We start from the raw sequence: 18,997 nt of genomic DNA, 5'->3' as shown, positions 1-18,997 counted from the left end.
GCCGCCGGATGGTGCGGGGTTGGTCAGGAGTGGATGGAGCTGCCGCAGTCGAAGCCCTGCAGCGGCAGGAAGCCGTAGCTCTGCAGGACGGTCGCACCGGCGCTGCTGCAGATGAAGCCGCCGTTGCCGAAGATGTTCTGCAGCGCGGTGGCGTGCGCGTCCGAGCCGGTCCACTCGGCGTCACGGATGACGTTGTAGACCACGCGCGCGTAGGAGGAGGCGGCGAAGGCGTCGCTGATCTTCTGGTTCGGGACGTCGACCGGCGCGGTGCCGTCGACCGAACGGATGGTCAGCGGGCCCTGGACGTCGGCGCCGCTGCCCTGGTTGAAGTAGACCTGGCCGATGTAGTGGGCCACGGAGTAGGGGACCACGGCGTCGAGGTCGGCGAGGGCCGGGTCGCTGCCCTGGTTCTCCTGGGTGCCCTGGATGACGCAGCTGCCCGGGGTGACCGAGGTGCCGCTGCCGATCGCCTTCAGGAAGAAGGCCCGGGTGCCGGAGTCCTTCTGCGGCAGGAACGGCTTGATGGTCGCGTTGGTCAGCGTGGGGTCGATCTGGGTCCAGTTGGTGACGTTGCAGGTGTAGATGTCCTTGAGGTTCTGCGTGGTCAGGTTCGCCGGGGCGTGGCCGTTGTTCGGGGCCGCCCAGGCCACCGCGTCCTTGGCCATCGCGACGAAGTCGTCGGTGGCCGGGTCGCCGGTCGAGCCGCTGACCGGGCCGCGCGAGGAGCGGGCGAAGTCGAGGGTCGTGCTGGTGTTGGCGTTCAGCGCGTTGATGCCGGCGCCGGAGCCGTTCGGGCGGGTGATCGTGCCGGCACCGGTCTTGGGGGTGATCGGCGAGGAGCCGATCGCGTCCCAGCTGTACAGCCGCGGCGCGTTCGGGTCCGTCAGCGTCGCGTTGTAGGCGGTGGAGAGCTGGTTCAGCACGGCCTGGGTGGTGTCCGAGCCGGCACCCACGATGTCCTGGGCGGCCGGGGTGACACCGGCGGCCGGGTCGGCCACCGCGGTGCCGCTGAAGACGGTGGCGACCGAGGTCGCCAGGGCGGCGGCGGTGAGCAGCTTGGCAGCGGTCTTACGCATGTTCCTCTTCCTCCGGTGGGAGAGACGTCCATCGCGTGAATCCCGTACTCCCGGGGGGAGTTCGGGGCCGGTGGCCGCCTCCGCTGCGGCCCGTCCGGCAGTGCAGATCCTGTCCGCCGGGGCGGTTGCGCCGGAAGGGTGGTCGAGACCGGCCCCAGAATGTCGATTCGTCGGTTCGGCGAGGTTTAGCGACTGGTCAGCCGGTCCGCAACAGTGCGGAAACAAGCAGCTCAGCGGGCCTGGACGTTCTTCTCCAGGTGGCGGCTCGGGGGGTTGCCGGATACCTGCGCTTCACCGGAACAGCACGGACGGACGGCGCGCTACAGCGACCAGATGCCGTCCGGCCCCGACCGCCGCACCTCCTGCCCCAGCCGGTGGAGTCCGGCCAGGAACCCGTCGATCCCCGCCTGGCACTGGTCGCGCCGCAGGTACCCGCGCGCGCTGCGCGCCACCGGAACGGAATCGGCCGCCCCCGGCCGGGTGGTGCGCACCGGCAGGTAGGCGGCCCAGACCCACTGGCGCCCCTCGGACTGTCCGACCGAGCACCGCAGCACCGCTCTCTCGATCAGCAGTTCTCTTACGGCGTCGGCGAGTTCGTCCTCGTTGCGGTACGTCCGGACGCCCACGCCGAGCGGCCGCCCGTTGGCCGCGCGCAGCGCCCAGCCGACGCAGCGGTCGGCCGCCGGCACGACGAGCAGCCGGGGACCGCGCCGCTCAGCGGCCATCGGTGCGTCTCAGTGACGCGGTCCGCCCCGGCAGTTCACGCCCAGGCAGTTCACGCCCAGGCAGTTCCCCTGTGGGCGGCTCACGCCCGGGCAACTCGCGCGCCGAGAACTCGCGCGCCGACAACTCACGCGCCGGCTGCTTGGCGAGCAGCACGACGAAGCGGCGGAACGCGTTCTGGCAGGTGGCGTACCGCTCGTAGGCCCGGCTGGAGCGCACCTCGGGGAGGCTGCGGGAGCCGGGGACGACCCAGATCCATCCGATGCCGTCCCGGACGTGGGTGATGCGCGCGGTGAGTTCGGCGGCGCCGGCGCGCAGCCCGTCGAAGCCGCGCTCGGCCTCGCCGACCGTCTCGAACGCGGCCGGGGTGATGGCGACCACCCGCCCGTTCGGCGCCTTGAGCTGCCAGCGGTAGCGCCCGTCCGGCGCCCGCTCGGTGCGGAACCCCCCTCGGCTCGCTGGTCCTGCTGCGGCGTGACCACGGCCCGACGCGTCCACTGCTCCCCCCGTCCGGTTCCCCTCCGAGACGGAGCAAAGCTATGTGTGCACACGGACACGCCGGAAGGGGCGGACGCCGACAACTTACGCCGTTGGTCGGGAAGTTCTCCCTTGTTCAGCTTTCACCAATCCACCACCGGGCCTCCCCCCGTCGTCCCCGAACCGTTCGTGTTCCGGGCCCGCTTCGACGCTCAGAGCCGGGACGTCCAGCAGACCCTCGTGCCCTTCCCGTACGGGCCGCCCTCGTGCCACGCGTCGCCACCGAGGGCCTCGGCGCGGCGGGTGAGGTTGAGCAGGCCGCTGCGCCGGCCGCCCGCGGGGATGCCGACGCCGTCGTCGGTGACGGTGAGCAGCACGCCGGGCCGGCCGCCGCGGTCGAGCGACTCCGGGTCGCCGCCGACCGGGTGCCCGGCGTCGTCGAGGTGGACGGTGGCGTCGATCTCCACGCCGACCCGGGAGGCCCGGGCGTGGCGGGCCGTGTTGGAGAGCATCTCCCGCAGTGCGGCCAGCAGTTGACGCCCGGTCTTGTCGCCGACGAGGCTCTCCACCGGCCCGACGAAGCTCACCGCGGGCTTGAAGCCGAGCGCCGCCGCGGCCTGGCTGGCCTCGCGCAGGACCCGGGTGCGCAGGGTGTCGGGGACGTCGCCGTGGTTGTCGTGCTGGAGCGCGTAGATGGTGGTGCGGACCTCCTGGATGGTGGCGTCGAGTTCGTCGACGGCCTTGCCGATGCCGACCTTCACCTCGGGCACGACGGAGCGGCGGGCGGCGCTCTCCAGGATCATCCCGGTGGCGAACAGCCGCTGGATCACGAGGTCGTGCAGGTCGCGGGCGATCCGGTCGCGGTCCTGGAAGACGGCGAGGCGCTGCTGGTCGCGCTGGCCCTCGGCGAGCCGCAGGGCGAGCGCGGCCTGCGAGGCGAAGGTCTCGGCGAGCTGCTTCTCGCTGTCGGTGAAGGGCAGCGCGCCGCGCGCACGCCAGACGCAGAGCCCGCCGAGGACCCGGCCGGCGGCGACCATCGGGACGGCCATGGACGGGCCGAAGCTGCGGGCGAGCCGGATGACCACGGTCGGGTCGCTCGACATGTCGTCGAGGTACACGCTCTCGCCGGCGAGCAGCCGGGTGGCGAAGCTGTCCTTGGGCAGCAGCTCGCCGCGGACGAACTCGGCCGCCTCGCCGGACGCGTGGGCGACGCGCATCTGGGAGACGTCCTCGCCGTCGGCGGCGGTCGGCAGCAGGATCATGCCGAGCGAGGCGTCCGCCAGCTCCCGCACCTGCTCGGCGGCGACGGTCAGCGCGACCTCGGCCTCGTCGGTGGAGAGCAGCGCCGTGGTGACGGCGGCGGCGCCGGCGATCCAGCGCTCGCGGCGCCGGCCCTCCTCGTACAGGCGGGAGTTCTCGATGGCGACGCCGGCCGCGGCGGCGAGCGCGTTCACCACCTGCTCGTCCTCGGGGGTGAAGGCGCCGCCGCCCTTCTTCTCCGTCAGGTAGAGGTTGCCGAACACCTCGTCGCGGACCCGGATCGGCTCGCCGAGGAAGGTCTTCATCTGCGGGTGGTGCGGCGGGAACCCGGAGGAGCGCGGGTCGCTGCCGAGGTCGGCCAGGCGCAGCGGTTCGGGGCGGTCGATGAGCGCGCCGAGGATGCCGCGCCCGGCGGGCAGTTCGCCGATCTCGGCGGCGGTCGCGTCGTCGATGCCGACGTGGATGAAGTCGGCCAGGCCGTGCCCGCCGGGGGCGATCACGCCGAGGGCCGCGTACCGGGCGTCGACGAGTTCGGCGGCGCCGGTGGCGATGCGGTGCAGGGTGGCGTGCAGGTCGAGTCCGGCGCCGATGGAGACGACGGCCTCCAGCAGCCGCTGCATCCGGTCGGTGACGGCGGCGGCCGACTGGAGGCGTTCCGCGACCTCGGTGACCAGGGTGTCCAGGCCGAGCGAGGCGATCTCGGGCACCCGGTGGGGGGTGGGCTCCGGGGCGGCGGCGGGGAGGTCTGGCGTGGGGTCCATGAAGATGAGCCTAGTTTGTACGGTTTTCATCCGAAGGACGGCGCGACGGAGCGGCTACCGGGCCACCAGCGGGCCGTCCGCCTCCAGCAGGCCGTCCGCCTCCCGCTCCCGCCGCCACATCGCGTGCAGCCGCCCGTCGCCGTCCGCGAGCAGCTCCGACCAGCGGCCCCGCTCGGCCACCCGGCCGCCGTCCAGCACCAGCACCTCGTCCACGGTGTCGTCGTCCAGCCCGGCCAGCCGGTGGGTGATCAGGACGGTGGTGCGGCCGGCGGTGGCGGCGAGCAGGTCGGCGGTGAGCGCGTCGGCGGTGGGCAGGTCGAGGTGTTCGGCGGGCTCGTCGAGGACGAGCACCGGGAAGTCGGCGAGCAGGGCCCGGGCGAGCGCGAGGCGCCGGCGCTGGCCGCCGGAGAGGCGGGCGCCGTGCTCGCCGACCATGGTGTCGAGGCCGTCCGGCAGGCCGTCCGTCCAGTCGAGCAGCCGGGCGCCGGCCAGGGCGGCGCGCAGTTCGTCCTCGTCGGCGCCCGGCCGGGCGAGGCGCAGGTTCTCCCGGAGCGAGCTGTCGAAGACGTGGGCGTCCTGCGCGCAGAGGCCGATCACCCGGCGGACGTCGTCGCCCGGGAGCGCACGGCTGTCCACAGCCTGTGGACGGCCGGCGGCGAAGGTGACGCCGCCCGCAGCCGGCTCCAGGAAGCGCAGCAGCGCCTGGGCGAGCGTGGTCTTGCCGGAGCCGGACGGGCCGACGACGGCGATCCGGCGCCCGGGCGCGAGATCGAGGTCCACCCCGGACAGGGCGTCCTCGGCCCGTCCGGGGTAGCGGACCGCCAGGCCGCGCACGGCGATCGGCAGCGGCTGCGCGGGCAGCGCCGCCGCCTCGACCGGCTCGGTGACCGCGGGCTCCGCGTCCAGCACTTCGTCCAGCCGGGCCCGCGCGGCGCGGCTGCGCTGGCGGGCCTGGACGGCGAGCGGCATCCCGGTGACGGCCTCGAACGCGGCGAGCGGGGTGAGCACGACGACGGCCAGGCAGACCGGCGCCAGCGCCCCGGTGTGCACACCGCGCAGGCCGACGGCCGCGGCGGCGGTCACCGTCAGCCCGGCGAGCAGCATGATCAGCCCGGTGCCGAGCGCGGTGGTGGCGGCCGAGCGGGCGGCCAGCCCGGTCAGCGCCGCGTCGGCGCTGCGGACGGCGGCGAGCCGGCCGGGCAGCGCACCGGCGACGGTGAGTTCGGCGGTGCCGGAGAAGGCGTCGACGACGGCGGTGGTGAGCCGTCCCCGCGCCGGGGCCTGCCGCCGCTCGGCACCGGCCGACCAGCGGGCGGCCAGCGCGGGCACCACGGCGCCCGCGAGCAGCAGCCCGACGCCGAGGACGACACCGGCGGCGGGCAGGAAGGCGCCCATCGCGACGGCCGCGGCGAGCGACACGACGCCGGCGACGGCGGCCGGCAGCCGCCAGCGCAGGTAGTGGTCCTGGATCGCGTCGACGTCGGCGACCAGCCGGGAGAGCAGGTCGCCGCGCCGGAACGCGGGCAGTGCGGCCGGGGCGAGTGCGGTGAGCCGCCGGTAGACGGCGGCGCGCAGCGTGCCGAGGGTGCGCAGCACGGCGTCGTGCGAGACGAGCCGTTCGGCGTACCGGAAGACGCTGCGGCCGATGCCGAACGCGCGGACGGAGGTGACGGCCATCATCAGGTAGAGCACCGGCGGCATCTCGGAGGCGTACGAGATGAGGTAGCCCGACGTGGCCATGAGGGCGACGGCGCAGCCGAGGGCGAGCGCGCCGAGCAGGATCGACAGCGCGAGCCGGGGCGCGGCGGTGCCGGCCGGGGTCTCGTCCTCGACGGCGGTCGCGGCCACCGGGCGTCCGCTGTGGGGCAGGAGCTCGACCGCGGCGGCGGCCGGAGCGGCGGCGCCCGCCAGCCGCACCCGCTCGTCCGCGACGGCCAGCAGCGCCGGCCGGTGGGCGACCACCAGGACCGTGCGCGCCGGGTCCTCGGCGAGCGCCCGGACGGCCTCCACGACGGCCGCCTCGGAGGCGCCGTCCAGGTTGGCGGTCGGCTCGTCGAGCAGCACCAGCGGGCGGTCGTCGGCGAGCAGCACGCGGGCGAGCGCGATCCGCTGCCGCTGCCCGGCGGAGAGCCCGGCGCCGTCCTCGCCGAGGACGGCGTCCAGGTCCGTCACGAAGTCCAGCGCGTGGGCGGAGCGCAGCGCCGTCCACAGCTCGTCGTCGCTCGCCTGCGGCCGGTGCAGGCGCAGGTTCTCGGCGACCGTCCCGGCGAACAGGTGCGGGTGCTGCGGCACCCAGGCGATCTGCCGCTGCCAGGTGGCCGGGTCGAGCTCGGCCAGGTCGTACGCGCGGCCGTCGGCGGCGGTGATCCGGACGGTGCCGGCGTCCGGCGCGGTCAGGCCGAGCAGGACGGACACCAGGGTGGACTTGCCGGCCCCGCTCGGTCCGGTCAGGGCGACGGTGGCGCCCTGACGCAGCGTCAGCCCGGCGCCGTCCAGCGCGGGCTCCGTCCGCCCGGGGTGCCGCACGACCAGGCCGTCCGCCGTCACCGTCGCGCCGGCGAGCGCGGGGGCCGGGACGACCCCGGCGGCGGGCAGCGGCGTCTCCAGCACCTCGAAGATCTCGTCCGCCGCCGTCAGCCCCTCCACACTGGAGTGGTAGAGCGCGCCGACCTGGCGGATCGGGAAGTACACCTCGGGGGCGAGGATGAGGACCAGCAGCCCGGTCTCCAGGTCGAGCGTGCCGTCCACCAGCCGGAACCCGATGGACACCGCGACCAGCGCGACCGACAGCGTGGAGAGCAGTTCCAGCGCGAACGAGGAGATGAACGCGATCCGCAGGGTGCGCAGGGTCGCCCGGCGGTAGTCGGCGGTGATGCGGGCGATCGTGGCGGCCTGCGCCCGCGCCCGGTTGAACACCTTGAGGGTGGGCAGGCCGGCCACCACGTCGAGGAAGTGGTGCGAGAGCCGGGCCAGGGTCTGCCACTGCCGGTCCATCCGGGACTGGGTGGCCATCCCGATCAGCACCATGAACAGCGGGATCAGCGGCAGCGTCCCGGCGATGATCGCGGCCGAGGTGAGGTCGGCCCCCGCGATCCGCAGCAGCACGATCGCCGGCACGGCCACCGCGAGCGCCAACTGCGGGAGGTAGCGCGCGAAGTAGTCGTCGAGGGCGTCGACGCCGCGGGTCGCGAGGGTGGTGAGCTCGCCGGTGCGCCGGCCCGCCAGGTAGGCCGGGCCGAGCGCGGTGGCGTGGTCGAGCAGCCGGCGCCGCAGGGTGGACTTCACCCGGGCGACGGACCGGTGCGCGGTGAGCTCGGTGAGCCAGCCGACCAGCCCCCGCCCGACGGCGGTCAGCGCGAGCAGCACCAGCGGGGTGGTGAGCTCGCCGGGCGTCGCCCCGTGCCGGAAGCCGCGCACGACGATCTCGGCGAGCAGGCTCGCCTGCGCGACCACCAGGACGGCGCCCGCCGCGCCGAGGAGCACGGATCCGGCGAGGAAGGCCCGGGTGGTGCGGGCGTGCCCGAGCAGTCGCGGGTCGACCGGCTTCATGTCAGTGCCCGGCCGGGATGTGCTGGACGCCGATGCGCTTGCGGAACACCCAGTACGTCCAGCCCTGGTAGAGCAGCACGAGCGGGGTGAACACGGCCGCGACGATCGTCATCAGCTTCAGCGTGTACGGCGAGGACGCGGCGTTGGTGACGGTCAGGCTCCACTCGGGGTGCAGCGTCGACGGCATGACGTTCGGGAAGAGCGCCAGGAACAGCATCGCCACCGCCGCCACGATCGTCGCCCCCGAGAGGATGAACGCCCAGCCCTCGCGGCCGCGTTGGTTGGCGACCAGGGCGCCGGCCAGGGCCGCCACGGCGACCACCAGGGCCACCAGGCTCCGGCCGTTGCCGCTGTCCGCCTGGGTCCAGGAAAGGAAGGCGAGCGCCAGCACCGCCGTCACCGTCCCGGCCAGGAGCGCGGCCCGGCGCGCCCGCAGCCGGATCTCGCCGACCGTCTTCAGCGCGGCGAACACCGCGCCGTGGAAGGTGAAGAGGCCGAGCGTCACCAGGCCGCCGAGCAGCGCGTACGGGTTGAGGAGGTCCCAGAGGGTGCCGACGTAGTTCTTCTGCGCGTCGATGTCCACGCCGCGCACGATGTTGGCGAAGGCCACGCCCCACAGGAAGGCCGGGATCAGCGAGGTCCAGAAGATGGCCTCCTCCCAGTTCCGCTGCCAGCGCTCGCCGTCGCGCTTGGCCCGGTACTCGAAGGCCACGCCGCGCACGATCAGGCAGACCAGGATGGCCAGCAGCGGGAGGTAGAAGCCGCTGAACAGCGTCGCGTACCAGTCGGGGAAGGCCGCGAAGGTCGCGCCGCCGGCGGTCAGCAGCCAGACCTCGTTGCCGTCCCACACCGGGCCGATCGTGTTGATCAGCACCCGCCGCTCGGCGGTGGTCCTGGCCAGCGGCTTGGTGAGCACGCCGATCCCGAAGTCGAAGCCCTCCAGGAAGAAGTAGCCGATCCACAGGACGGCGATCAGGACGAACCAGACGTCGTGGAGTTGCATGTCAGATCCCCTGTGGTGCTCAGTAGGCGAACGCGAGCGGCTTGTCGGCGTCCTCGTCCGCGGACGGTCCGCGCAGGGACGGGTCCACGGTCGGCGGCTGCTCGGACACCACCGGACCGGCCTTGGCGTACTTGACCAGCAGCCGGACCTCGATGACGGCGAGGATCGCGTACAGCGTGGTGAAGGTGACCAGGGCCCCGATCTGGGTGCCGACGCCCACGTTGGGGGAGACCGCACTGGCCGTGGTCATCAGGCCGAACACGGCCCAGGGCTGGCGGCCCATCTCGGTGAAGATCCAGCCGAAGCTGTTGGCGATCAGCGGGAAGCCCATGGTCAGGATGCCGATCCGCCAGCTCCACTTGGTCAGCAGCGGGCCCAGTTCGCGCTTCGGGGTGAGCATCAGCCGCGGCACCTCGGTGTCGCCGGTGCGGAACTCGGGGTGCAGGAAGAGCTTGCGCCGGGTGGTCCAGAGTCCGACCAGACCGGCCGCGAAGGAGGTCATCCCGAAGCCGATCATGAGGCGGAAGCCCCAGAAGGTCATGAAGATGCTCGGGATGTAGTCCTTCGGATCGCCGCCGTACTTGGCGGCCTCGGCGGCCGCGGTGTCGTTGATGCCGGGGACGGAGGAGCTGAAGTCGCTGTGCGCGAGGAAGGAGAGTATCCCCGGGATCTCCAGCTCGACCGAGTTGTGGCCCTTGCTGACGTCACCGATCGCGAAGACCGAGAACGGCGCCGGCGACTGGGTGTCCCACAGCGCCTCGGCGGCGGCCATCTTCATCGGCTGCTGCTCGAACATCACCTTGCCCAGCGAGTCGCCGCTGATCGCGGTGCCCAGGCCGAAGACGACGGCCAGCACCAGGCCGAGCCGCAGCGACGTGCGCATCACGGCGGTCTTCTTGGGGTCGGCGGTCTCCGCCCCTCCACTCTTCTCAAACAGCCGCTTGGCCTTCCAGAGGTGGAAGGAGGCGATGCCGACCATGAAGGCCGCGCCGGTGAGGAAGGCGGCGGTCAGGGTGTGCGCGACGACGGTGAGGGTGGTGTTCTGGAACAGCACCTCGGTGATGTCGGTGAGCTGCGCCTTGCCGGTGACCGGGTCGATCGCGTAGCCGACCGGGTGCTGCATCCAGGAGTTGGCGGCGAGGATGAAGTAGGCGGAGAGCACGGTGCCGAGGGCGACCATCCACATGCACGCGCAGTGGATCTTCTTCGGCAGCTTGTCCCAGCCGAAGATCCACAGGCCGATGAACGTGGACTCGAAGAAGAAGGCGATCAGCGCCTCCATCGCGAGCGGGGCCCCGAAGACGTCGCCCACGAACCGGGAGTAGTCCGACCAGTTCATCCCGAACTGGAACTCCTGCACGATGCCGGTGACCACGCCCATCGCGATGTTGATCAGGAAGAGCTTCCCCCAGAACTTCGTGGCGTGGAAGTACTTCTCCTTGTTCGTCCGCACCCAGGCGGTCTCCAGTCCGGCCACGACGGCGGCCAGGCTGATGGTGAGCGGGACGAAGAGGAAGTGGTAGACGGTGGTGATGCCGAATTGCCATCTGGCGATGGTTTCGTGAGCGATTGCCAGTTCCACGTCGCCCTCTCTCCAACCTGCCCTTTCGGGCACATTTCGGACAAACTTCTTCTTTAGCCGTAGACCGCTGCCTAACCACGCAAGCTTGTCCGCTTGTGAACGTGAACACGTTCACAAGGGCCAGTATCCATCATCCTTACGGGGGGTCCTCACGCGGGGTTGGGTTTGACCAGGGCGAAGGCCTGCAAGGCGGTGCGCACAGTCTGCGGAGCCCCGCGCGGCAGCGACAACGAACGCCCGGGCGGATCCGGTGATCGTCTTGGACGCCCCGGCACTTGACACGGCCGCCCCACCGGCTCCGGGGCGGACAGCGTGAAAGGGCGCCCCGGAACTCCGGGGCGCCCTACCTCCCGACGCTACGGACGGCCGAGCAGCCAGGTGCCGGGGGTGGAGGGGGCGCGGGCCGTGAAGAAGGCGGTGAAGCCGCGCAGGAACTCGTCGAGGGTGATCCGGCCGTCCCCGTCGGTGTCCAGCTGGCGGAAGCCGTGGGAGAGTTCGGCCGGGTGGACGCGCGGGCCGCCGAAGACGGCGCGGTACTCGTCGGCGTCCAGGTGACCGTTTCCGTCGGTGTCGGCGGCGGTGAAGACGGCGCGCAGCGCGGGCAGCAGGCCGGCCTCCAGGTAGGCCGGGTCGCGGTCGCAGCCGGCGATGGTGGCGGCGACGAACTCCTCCCGGCTCACCTCACCGTCGCCGTCGGCGTCCATGCTCTCGCGCAGCTGCTCCCACCAGCCCTCGAAGGCCGTGTGGACGGCGGCCTCGCCGGCGTCGTCGAGCTCCAGCTGCCAGCACACGTTGTGGGCCATCGCCCGCAGGTCGTGCACCGTGAGCCGGCCGTCGCCGGTCTGGTCGAGCACCTCGCGGAAGAACCGGTCCAGCCGGGGCCGACGGGTGTCCCGCCGCGTCGGGCGCCGGCGGGACGGCGGGCGCTGCTCCGGCGAGCGGTAGCGCAGGCGGTCCGGCAGCCGGCGCAGGACGCCCCCGGCGCCGTGGTGCAGCAGCCGGGACAGCAGGGCGGCACGGCGGGTGCGGACCAGGCCGAAGCGCTCCCGGACGACGGGCGGCAGGTCGGCGATCGTCAGCGCCGTCACCACCCGGGCCACCACCGCCCGCACGGCACGCCAGCCCGCGTCCCCGAGGAACCGGAGCCGGCGCGGCCGGGGCGCCTCGCGCAGGATGTCGAACAGGAGGTAGCGCGCCGGCTCGGTGAACTCCAGCCGTTCTCTGGCGACTTCGACGAAGTAGTCGGGCAAGTCGGCTGCCGACTGCGGGAGTTCACCCGCCGGAAGCCCGAAGGCGGCAACGACGTCGACGAACTCGCGATACGCCTGGTCGAGTTCGCCACGGTCGTACGGATCGCCGCCCAACTCCCGCATGGTGACGACCGATTCGAAGAGCGTCAGCAGCACCCACGCCCTGGTCGCCGCGTCCTTCGCGTCGTACGCACGCCCGTCCGCGTCCGTCCCGCGGATCCGCTTGTGCGCCCGCTCCAGCCGCGCGACCTCGCGCCGGAGCGCGTCGGCGTCCTGGTAGAACAGCCGCCGCCCGCTCCCCAGCGTGTGCTCCACCCGCCGCCACGGATGCGCGTGGTACGTCGAGTGCTCGTCCATCCCCGCCCCGACCACCGGATGCGCCGCCTGCAACACCAGCAGCCGCCACGCGACCAGCCCCACCCGCCACTCGGCCAAGTCCCGCCGGAACGACACCCCCGCCTCAGCCACGCCGCTCCCCGGTGATCTCCGGCCCGATGACGAACCCCTTGGCCGGGCCCTCCTCGATCACGGCTTCCTTGCCGTACGGGACCCGCGCGGAACGGTTGTAGGCCCGGCGTTCGACATCCGGGTCGGTGAGGATCGTCACCGCGCCGCCGTGGTCGTCATCGTCGATGATCTCGGCCCTGACGTGCTCCGGGACTCTGAAGCGTTTCCAGACGTCCCAGAGCCGTTCTTCGGGGCTCATCACGCTTTCCTCGGCCTCGGGGTTCATGGTCCGAACCGTGGCACGGATCCTGCCCGCCGATCGGGTGATCGGGTCGTATTCACCCGATCGGGGTCAGGAGGCCGTGGTCGTCGGGAGTTCGACGCGGAAGGTGGCGCCGGCGCCCGGGGAGGTTTCGAGGGTCAGGGTGCCGCCGTGGGCGTGGGTGAGGGCGGTGGCGATGGCGAGGCCGAGGCCGGCGCCGCCGCCGTCGTGGCGGCTGCGGGAGGCGTCGACGCGGTAGAAGCGCTCGAAGACCTGGAGGGCCTGGTCCTCGGTCAGGCCCGGGCCGGCGTCGGCGACCTCCAGGAGGCAGACCCCGCCCGGGCCGCCGCCGACGCCTATCCGGACGGGGGTGCCGGGCGGCGTGTGCTTGACGGCGTTGCCGACCAGGTTGGTGACGACCTGGCGTAGCCGCGCCTCGTCGCCGAGGACGGGGGCCGCGCCGGGGGCGCCCGTCCCGGCCGGGCCGGTGAGGGCGACCGGGCGGGTCGGGTCGAGGGCGGTGAGGTCGTGCAGGGCGTCGGCGGCGAGGGTGCGCAGGTCCATCGGGGCGAGGTCGAGCGGGCGTTCCTCGTCGAGCCGGGCGAGCACCAGGAGGTCCTCGACGAGGGCGCCCATGCGCACGGCCTCGCTCTCGATCCGGGTCATGGTGCGCCGCACGTCCTCCTCGGTGGGCAGCGCGCCCATCCGGTACAGCTCGGTGAAGCCGCGGATGCCGGCCAGCGGGGTGCGCAGTTCGTGCGAGGCGTCGGCGATGAACCGCCGCATGCGGGCCTCGGATTCGGCGCGCGCGGCGAACGCGGCCTCGATCTGGGTGAGCATCCCGTTGAGCGCGATGGACAGCCGCCCGACCTCGGTGCGGCGGGAGGGCCCGGGCATGCGGTGGGAGAGCTCGCCGGCCGCGATCCGGGCCGCGCCGGCCTCGATGCGCCGCAACGGGCGCAGCCCGGTGCGGACGGCGAAGAAGCCGAGGGCGGCGATGATGACGAACACGGCGCCGCCGATGGCGAGGAAGGAGGTGCGGAGCTTGCCGATGGTCGCGTCGATGTCCTCGCGGGAGACGGCCACCATCAGGTAGGTCGGGGTGACGAGCGGCGACGCGTAGGGGCTGGCGACCGTCCCGGCGCCGGGCGTCTTGGCCGGCTGGAGCGGCAGGACGAGCACCCGCCAGCTGCGGTGACCGCGCTGGTCGGGCAGGTCGAAGGGCACGTCGGGGGCGGTGGCGGCCGGGTCGAGGCCGGCCAGCTGGGGCGCCGGGTCGCTGTCGGAGACGGGCTGGCGCATGACGCCCTGCACCTTGCCGTCGGAGGTGAGGTACTGCACCAAGTACTGGCTGGGCAGGCCCTGCCCGCGCCGCCCGTTGACGGGCAGCCGCCCCCCGGCGTCGGGCGGGCTGAGCTTGCCCGGCGACCGGTGGGACATCGGCAGCCCGAAGCGCTGGAGCTGCTGGTCGAGCTGCTCGACCAGCTGCACCCGGACGGTGCCGAGCACGATGGTGTCGCTGACCACGAGACCGGTGGTGACGAGGGCGAGCACGAGCACGAGCAGCCGGGCACGCAGCGAGAGCCGGGAGGTGAAGCGGGGCAGCACGGGACGGATCGGCACGGTCGGGCGGGTCCGGTCAGCCCTGCGGGGGCCGGCGCAGGGCGTAGCCGATGCCGCGCACGGTGTGGATCAGCTTGGGGCCGTGGGCGGGGCCGGAGTCGAGCTTGCGGCGCAGGTAGGAGATGTAGGACTCGACGATGGAGAGGTCGCCGCCGAAGTCGTAGGCCCACACGTGGTCGAGGATCTGGGCCTTGGAGACGACCCGGCCGACGTTGGCCATCAGGTAGTGCAGCAGCTTGAACTCGGTCGGGGAGAGCGAGACCGGGATGCCGCCGCGGGTGACCTCGTGGGCGACGGGGTCGAGGCTGAGGTCGGCGACGATCAGCCGGCCGTCCTCGGCGGGGCCGCCGGCCCGGCGCAGGATGGCGCGGATCCGGGCGATCAGCTCTTCGAGGCTGAACGGCTTGGTGACGTAGTCGTCGGCGCCCGCGGCGAGGCCCTGGACCTTGTCGCCGACGCCGTCCTTGGCGGTGAGGAAGAGCACCGGGAGGTGGTCGCCGGGGTGGCCGTGGGCGGGCCCGGCGATCTGGCCGCGGCTGGTCTGCTCGCGCAGCTTCTCGACGACGGTGAAGCCGTCGAGGTCGGGGAGCATGACGTCGAGGACGACGAGGTCGGGGCGCTCGTGGGCGATCAGCCGCAGGGCCTCGGTGCCGGTCGCGGCGGAGGCGACCCGGAAACCGGAGAACCGCAGGGAGGCGGAGAGCAGTTCGCGGATGTTGGGCTCGTCGTCGACGACGAGGAGGAAGGCCTCACCCGGCCCGCCGGCCACGGCGGAGCCGCCTGGCGTGGTCACAGTGCCTTGCACGGGGGTTTCGCCTCCCGGTCGGACGATGGCGTTCAGCATGAGGCTAGCCCCCGGAGGCTATGCGGCATGGATGAATGTTGGATTAACACCTTATCGGTCGGTTTTTGGCCGACAGGCCTACGACGAAGGGCTGGGTGGTGTGCGTACCGGCGAGTACGCAAACGCCGCCGGCCGGAGAGGTGGCTCCTGCGTCGCACGCGGCAGGGTCGACTCCGCGATCAGCTCGAACTGCCGCGGCGAGGTACGTGAAGACCGTCCCCATGACCGGGCCGGCAAAGGGGTTCAGGCGGGCCTCCATCGTCCACTCCCAGGGTGCCGGTCGTGCGCTGTCACCGACGAAGGCAGGACAGCCCCTCATTGCGGGGAAGCGTCATTCGCGCAGGCGTGCGCGAGGCGACGCAGAGGAAGGACCGCAGCGCAGGAAGTCGGCTGGGCCGACTTCCTGCGCTCTGATCCGAGAGGACTCAGCTGCTCCATCGCGTCGAAGAGCCGTCCGGAGCGGTGTAGCCGACGAGCAGTCCCTCCGGCCCCGCCTCGACGGTGAACCACTCGCGGCGGGGGCGGTTGTGGTCGAGCCAGGACCTGTGCGCGGCCTCGATCAGCTGCCAGAGGTCACGGGGACCGCTGACGAGGACGGTGTCGTCCTGCACGTAGGCGACCGAGCCGTCCGCCGGGTCGTGGAGGGTGCTGCCGCACCGGACGACCGTGGGGCCGAGGTGGAGACCCGCCCAGAACGAGAACCTGTGGTCGTCCAGGACACGGGAGCCGGTCGCAGTAGTCCGCCCCCCGGCCCCCGGCTCGGGAGCCGGCGGGCCGGGCTCGTCGGCGGAGCGCAGGGGCATGAAGGCGGCGGGCTGGTGGAGGAAGCGGCCCACGGCTCGGCCGTCCGGCAGCTTGGTCAGGCGGGCCCCGGCGCCGCCGCCCAACGCGTCGGCGATCGGGGCGACGATGAGGCCGCCAGGCGCGCACTGGTCGAGCCAGGCCCGGGGGATGCGGCGGACGGAACACGTGGCGATGATCCGGTCGAACGGCACTCGGTCCGGACACCCGTCCTGCCCGTCCGTCCGCAGGACGCTCGGTCTGAAACCGGCCTCGGCCAGCCGAGTGCGGGCTGTCGACACGAGGCGCTCGGTGCGGTCGATCGTGGTGACGTGAGCCGCGCCGGCGAGGTGGCACAGCAGAGCGGCGTTGACGGCGACCGACTCGCCGTCGAGCGTCCCGCGGATCGGGAGCAAGGGGCCGCAGGAGCGATTCGCCAGGGGGTGAGCTCGTCGGCCTTGGCGCGCTGGAGGAGGTCGGCGAGCTTCTGGGGGGTGGCGCGGAGGATGGCCTCGCTCTCGTCGGACCGAGAACCACGCTCGACGGCCGCATCCGGGTGACGTTCTCACCGTCGCGCTCGGCGTCGTCGCGACGCTCAGGATGAAACCGCCGGACGGCCGCGAGCCGGGGTGGAACGCGCGAAGGCCCCCGCCCGATGACGGGCGAGGGCCTCGCGGCGGGCGGGGTCAGCCGCCGGACGGGGTGCGGTTGCCGCCACCGCCGCCGAAACCGCCGCCGCCGAAGCCGCCGCCCGCGCCCGCAGCGCCTTCGACGAGCTGGCTGGCGGTGTAGCCACCGTTGGCGTCGGGGGTGCCGACGACGGTCACGCTCTGGCCGGGCTGCAGGTCCGCGACCTTGCCGTCCTTGTTGAGCTGGACCTTCGTCGCGTCGCCGGTGGTGACCTTGACGGTGTTGCCGTTGGCGTCGGTCAGGTAGACGGTCGTGCCGTCCACCGCCTTCACCGTGCCGCGCGTGAAGCCGGGCTGTCCGCCCTGCCCCTGGCCGCCCTGGCCACCGCCCCTGCGGGAGCCGGTGCCGCCCTGGCCGCCGTAGCCGCCCTGCCCGCCCTGCCCGCCCGCCGCGGCACGCTGCGAGGCGCCGGCGGCCGAGGCCCGGGGCGCGGAGGAGGTCGTCCCGTTGTTCTGCTGGTACCAGACCCCGCCCGCGAACGCGGCCGTGGCGATCACGCCGCCCGCGAGGAGCAGCGAGAGCCAGGGCAGCGGCCGGCGCGGCGGCGCCGCGAGCTCGCCGGCGACGTCCCGGGCGTCCGGCGGGGTGGCGAGGAGGGCGACCTGTTCGGCCGGGTCGTTGATCTCGGTCATGGTCGTGTCCTACTCGTGCCGGAGGGCGTCGATCGGCCGCAGCGAGGCGGCCCGGTTGGCGGGGTAGCTGCCGAAGAAGAGCCCGATGGCGACGGCGATGCCGAACGCGCCGAGCACCGACTCGGGGATCACCACCGGCTTGATGCCGACGATGCTGAAGTGCGAGCCGGCGATCCCGGCCGCGACCCCCAGCCCGGCGCCGATCACCGACAGCAGCGTGGACTCGGTGAGGAACTGCCCGAGGATCACCGCGCGGGGGGCGCCGAGCGCCTTGCGGATGCCGATCTCCCTGGTCCGCTCGGTCACCGTCACCAGCATGATGTTGGTGATCCCGATCCCGCCGACCAGCAGCGAGATCGCGGCCACCGCGCCGAGCAGCACGGTGAACGTCTTGGTCGTGCTCTCGCGGGCGGTGAGCAGCGAGGCCTGGTTGGTGATCCGGAAGTCGGCCTTGGCCGGGTCGGTGATCGCGTGGGCGGCGAGCAGCACCCGGGTGATCTCGGACTGGGCCGCCGTCGTGCTGTCCGCCGAGGCGGCCTGGACGAGGATCTGGTTGACCGGGCCGAAGCCGGTGAAGGCGTTCTGCACGGTGGGCAGCGGCGCGATCAGGACGTCGTCCGGGTCGGTGAAGCCGCTGCCGCCCTTGGCCTGGAGCACACCGACCACCGTGAAGGGCGTGCCGCCGACGGTGATCTTCTTGCCGACCGGGTCCTCGGTGTCGAAGAGCTGCTTGGCGGTGGTGGCGCCGAGCACCGCGACCTTGCGCGAGCCGAGGACGTCGTCGTCGGTGAAGTACTCGCCGTGCGCGACCTTCTGGTTGGAGGTCTCGAAGTACGCCGGGTAGGTGCCGACGACCGAGCCGGGGCTGTACGAGACGTTCCCGTACAGCGCGGTGGCGCTGGTGGTGACGACGGGCGCGACGGACTTGACCGCGGCCGGGTCCGCCTCCGTCGCGAGCGCCTTGGCGTCGGCGACGGTCAGCTTCTTGACCGACGAGGTGGCGCGCGAGCCGCCGTTCGCCGAACCGGAGCTGACGGTGAGGGAGTTGGTGCCGAGCGAGGTGATCGAGTCCTTGACCGCGACCGACGAGCCGTTGCCGACGGCCAGCAGCAGGATCACCGAGGCGACGCCGATCAGCACGCCGAGCATGGTGAGCGCCGAGCGCACCTTGTTGGCGGCGAGGCCGCCGACCGCGAAGCGGAGCATCTGCCAGAGGATCACGCCGGCACCCCCACGACGAGCGGAGGGCCGTCGAACAGCGGCGGCGGACCGTCCACGCGGGCCTGCCGGACGTCGCTGACGATCTGGCCGTCGACGAGCCGCAGCACCCGCTTGGCGTGCCGGGCGACCTCGTCCTCGTGGGTGATCAGGACGACGGTGCGGCCGGTGGCGTTGAGCCGGTCGATGATGGCCAGCACGTCCTCGGTGGCACGGCTGTCCAGGTTGCCGGTCGGTTCGTCGGCGAGCAGCATCGCGGGTGCGGTGACCAGTGCCCGGGCCACGGCGACGCGCTGCTGCTGGCCGCCGGAGAGCTCGTTGGGCCGGTGGCCGGCCCGCTCGGCGAGCCCGACCAGCGACAGCGCGGCCATCGCCCGGCGGCGCCGTTCGGCGGCGCGCACGCCCGCGTAGGCGAGCGGCAGCTCGACCTGGGCGAGGGCGGTGGTGCGCGGCACCAGGTTGAACGACTGGAAGATGAAGCCGATCTTGCGGTTGCGGACGAGCGAGAGCTGCCCCTCGTCGAGGTGCCCGACGTCGATGCCGTCCAGCTGGTAGCTGCCGGCGGTGGGGACGTCGAGGCAGCCGAGGATGTTCATGAGGGTCGACTTGCCGGAGCCGGAACTGCCCATGACCGCGACGTAGTCGCCCTGGTCGATGTCCAGCGCGACGCCGAGCGGCGTGCCGGTGGCCGGGTCGGCCGGGCCGCGCAGCGCGTGCACGGTGGCGTCGCCGTGGCCGTAGGCCTTGGTGAGCCGGCGGATCCGGATGACGGGTGGCGGGGGGCCCGCGGGCACCCGCTTGTCGATGACGTGACGCATGC

General features: G+C 73.1%; 15 protein-coding genes. All 15 read right to left on the bottom strand.

What is annotated here, in order from left to right; all coding sequences use genetic code 11:
* Positions 1 to 23: 23 nt before the first annotated feature.
* Complete coding sequence (locus ACFVU9_RS21745) at positions 24 to 1,076, bottom strand: PstS family phosphate ABC transporter substrate-binding protein (RefSeq protein WP_380439633.1); 1,053 nt, start codon at positions 1,074 to 1,076, stop codon at positions 24 to 26.
* Between the two features lie 320 nt (positions 1,077 to 1,396).
* The gene (locus ACFVU9_RS21740; protein ID WP_380439635.1) at positions 1,397 to 1,801 is read right to left on the bottom strand and encodes a hypothetical protein; all 405 of its coding nucleotides are present in this window, start codon (positions 1,799 to 1,801) and stop codon (positions 1,397 to 1,399) included.
* A complete protein-coding gene (locus ACFVU9_RS21735; protein WP_387595520.1) occupies positions 1,791 to 2,297 on the bottom strand; it encodes a hypothetical protein in 507 nt (168 codons plus the stop codon). The genes ACFVU9_RS21740 and ACFVU9_RS21735 overlap by 11 nt, the downstream gene beginning before the upstream one ends.
* 191 nt (positions 2,298 to 2,488) lie before the next feature.
* Positions 2,489 to 4,297, bottom strand: coding sequence for a GAF domain-containing protein (locus tag ACFVU9_RS21730; RefSeq protein ID WP_380439639.1), 1,809 nt, complete (start codon positions 4,295 to 4,297; stop codon positions 2,489 to 2,491).
* A 54-nt stretch (positions 4,298 to 4,351) separates the two neighbouring features.
* Entirely contained in the window at positions 4,352 to 7,846 is a 3,495-nt protein-coding gene (gene cydD / locus ACFVU9_RS21725; protein ID WP_387595517.1) for a thiol reductant ABC exporter subunit CydD, read from the bottom strand.
* Between the two features lies 1 nt (position 7,847).
* A complete protein-coding gene (gene cydB / locus ACFVU9_RS21720; RefSeq protein ID WP_387595514.1) occupies positions 7,848 to 8,849 on the bottom strand; it encodes a cytochrome d ubiquinol oxidase subunit II in 1,002 nt (333 codons plus the stop codon).
* A 19-nt stretch (positions 8,850 to 8,868) separates the two neighbouring features.
* Positions 8,869 to 10,431, bottom strand: a complete 1,563-nt coding sequence (locus tag ACFVU9_RS21715; RefSeq protein ID WP_380439646.1) for a cytochrome ubiquinol oxidase subunit I — start codon at positions 10,429 to 10,431, stop codon at positions 8,869 to 8,871.
* Positions 10,432 to 10,787: 356 nt separating this feature from the next.
* On the bottom strand, positions 10,788 to 12,149 hold the full coding sequence (locus ACFVU9_RS21710) for an oxygenase MpaB family protein (protein ID WP_387595511.1): 1,362 nt from the start codon (positions 12,147 to 12,149) through the stop codon (positions 10,788 to 10,790).
* The gene (locus tag ACFVU9_RS21705; protein ID WP_380439650.1) at positions 12,142 to 12,414 is read right to left on the bottom strand and encodes a hypothetical protein; all 273 of its coding nucleotides are present in this window, start codon (positions 12,412 to 12,414) and stop codon (positions 12,142 to 12,144) included. The genes ACFVU9_RS21710 and ACFVU9_RS21705 overlap by 8 nt, the downstream gene beginning before the upstream one ends.
* A gap of 66 nt (positions 12,415 to 12,480) precedes the next feature.
* Positions 12,481 to 14,013 (bottom strand): sensor histidine kinase, encoded by a 1,533-nt coding sequence (locus tag ACFVU9_RS21700; protein ID WP_380497481.1) that lies wholly within the window; start codon positions 14,011 to 14,013, stop codon positions 12,481 to 12,483.
* A gap of 16 nt (positions 14,014 to 14,029) precedes the next feature.
* A complete protein-coding gene (locus ACFVU9_RS21695; protein ID WP_380439654.1) occupies positions 14,030 to 14,857 on the bottom strand; it encodes a response regulator transcription factor in 828 nt (275 codons plus the stop codon).
* Between the two features lie 425 nt (positions 14,858 to 15,282).
* Positions 15,283 to 16,053 carry a hypothetical protein gene (locus ACFVU9_RS21690; RefSeq protein ID WP_380439656.1) on the bottom strand — a complete coding sequence of 257 codons (771 nt, stop codon included), beginning with the start codon at positions 16,051 to 16,053 and terminating at the stop codon, positions 15,283 to 15,285.
* 270 nt (positions 16,054 to 16,323) lie between these two features.
* Positions 16,324 to 16,959 (bottom strand): DUF5666 domain-containing protein, encoded by a 636-nt coding sequence (locus tag ACFVU9_RS21685; RefSeq protein WP_387595505.1) that lies wholly within the window; start codon positions 16,957 to 16,959, stop codon positions 16,324 to 16,326.
* A gap of 9 nt (positions 16,960 to 16,968) precedes the next feature.
* On the bottom strand, positions 16,969 to 18,180 hold the full coding sequence (locus ACFVU9_RS21680) for an ABC transporter permease (RefSeq protein ID WP_380439660.1): 1,212 nt from the start codon (positions 18,178 to 18,180) through the stop codon (positions 16,969 to 16,971).
* Positions 18,177 to 18,995: an ABC transporter ATP-binding protein gene (locus ACFVU9_RS21675; protein WP_380439662.1), complete on the bottom strand. Its 819-nt coding sequence runs from the start codon at positions 18,993 to 18,995 to the stop codon at positions 18,177 to 18,179. Before ACFVU9_RS21675 ends, ACFVU9_RS21680 begins: the two co-directional genes overlap by 4 nt.
* Positions 18,996 to 18,997 lie beyond the last annotated feature (2 nt).

Source organism: Kitasatospora sp. NPDC057936 (assembly GCF_042887525.1).
Lineage (GTDB): Bacteria > Actinomycetota > Actinomycetes > Streptomycetales > Streptomycetaceae > Kitasatospora.
The sequence above is the reverse complement of the archived record's forward strand: the minus strand, read 5'-3'. Positions and strand labels throughout refer to the sequence as shown.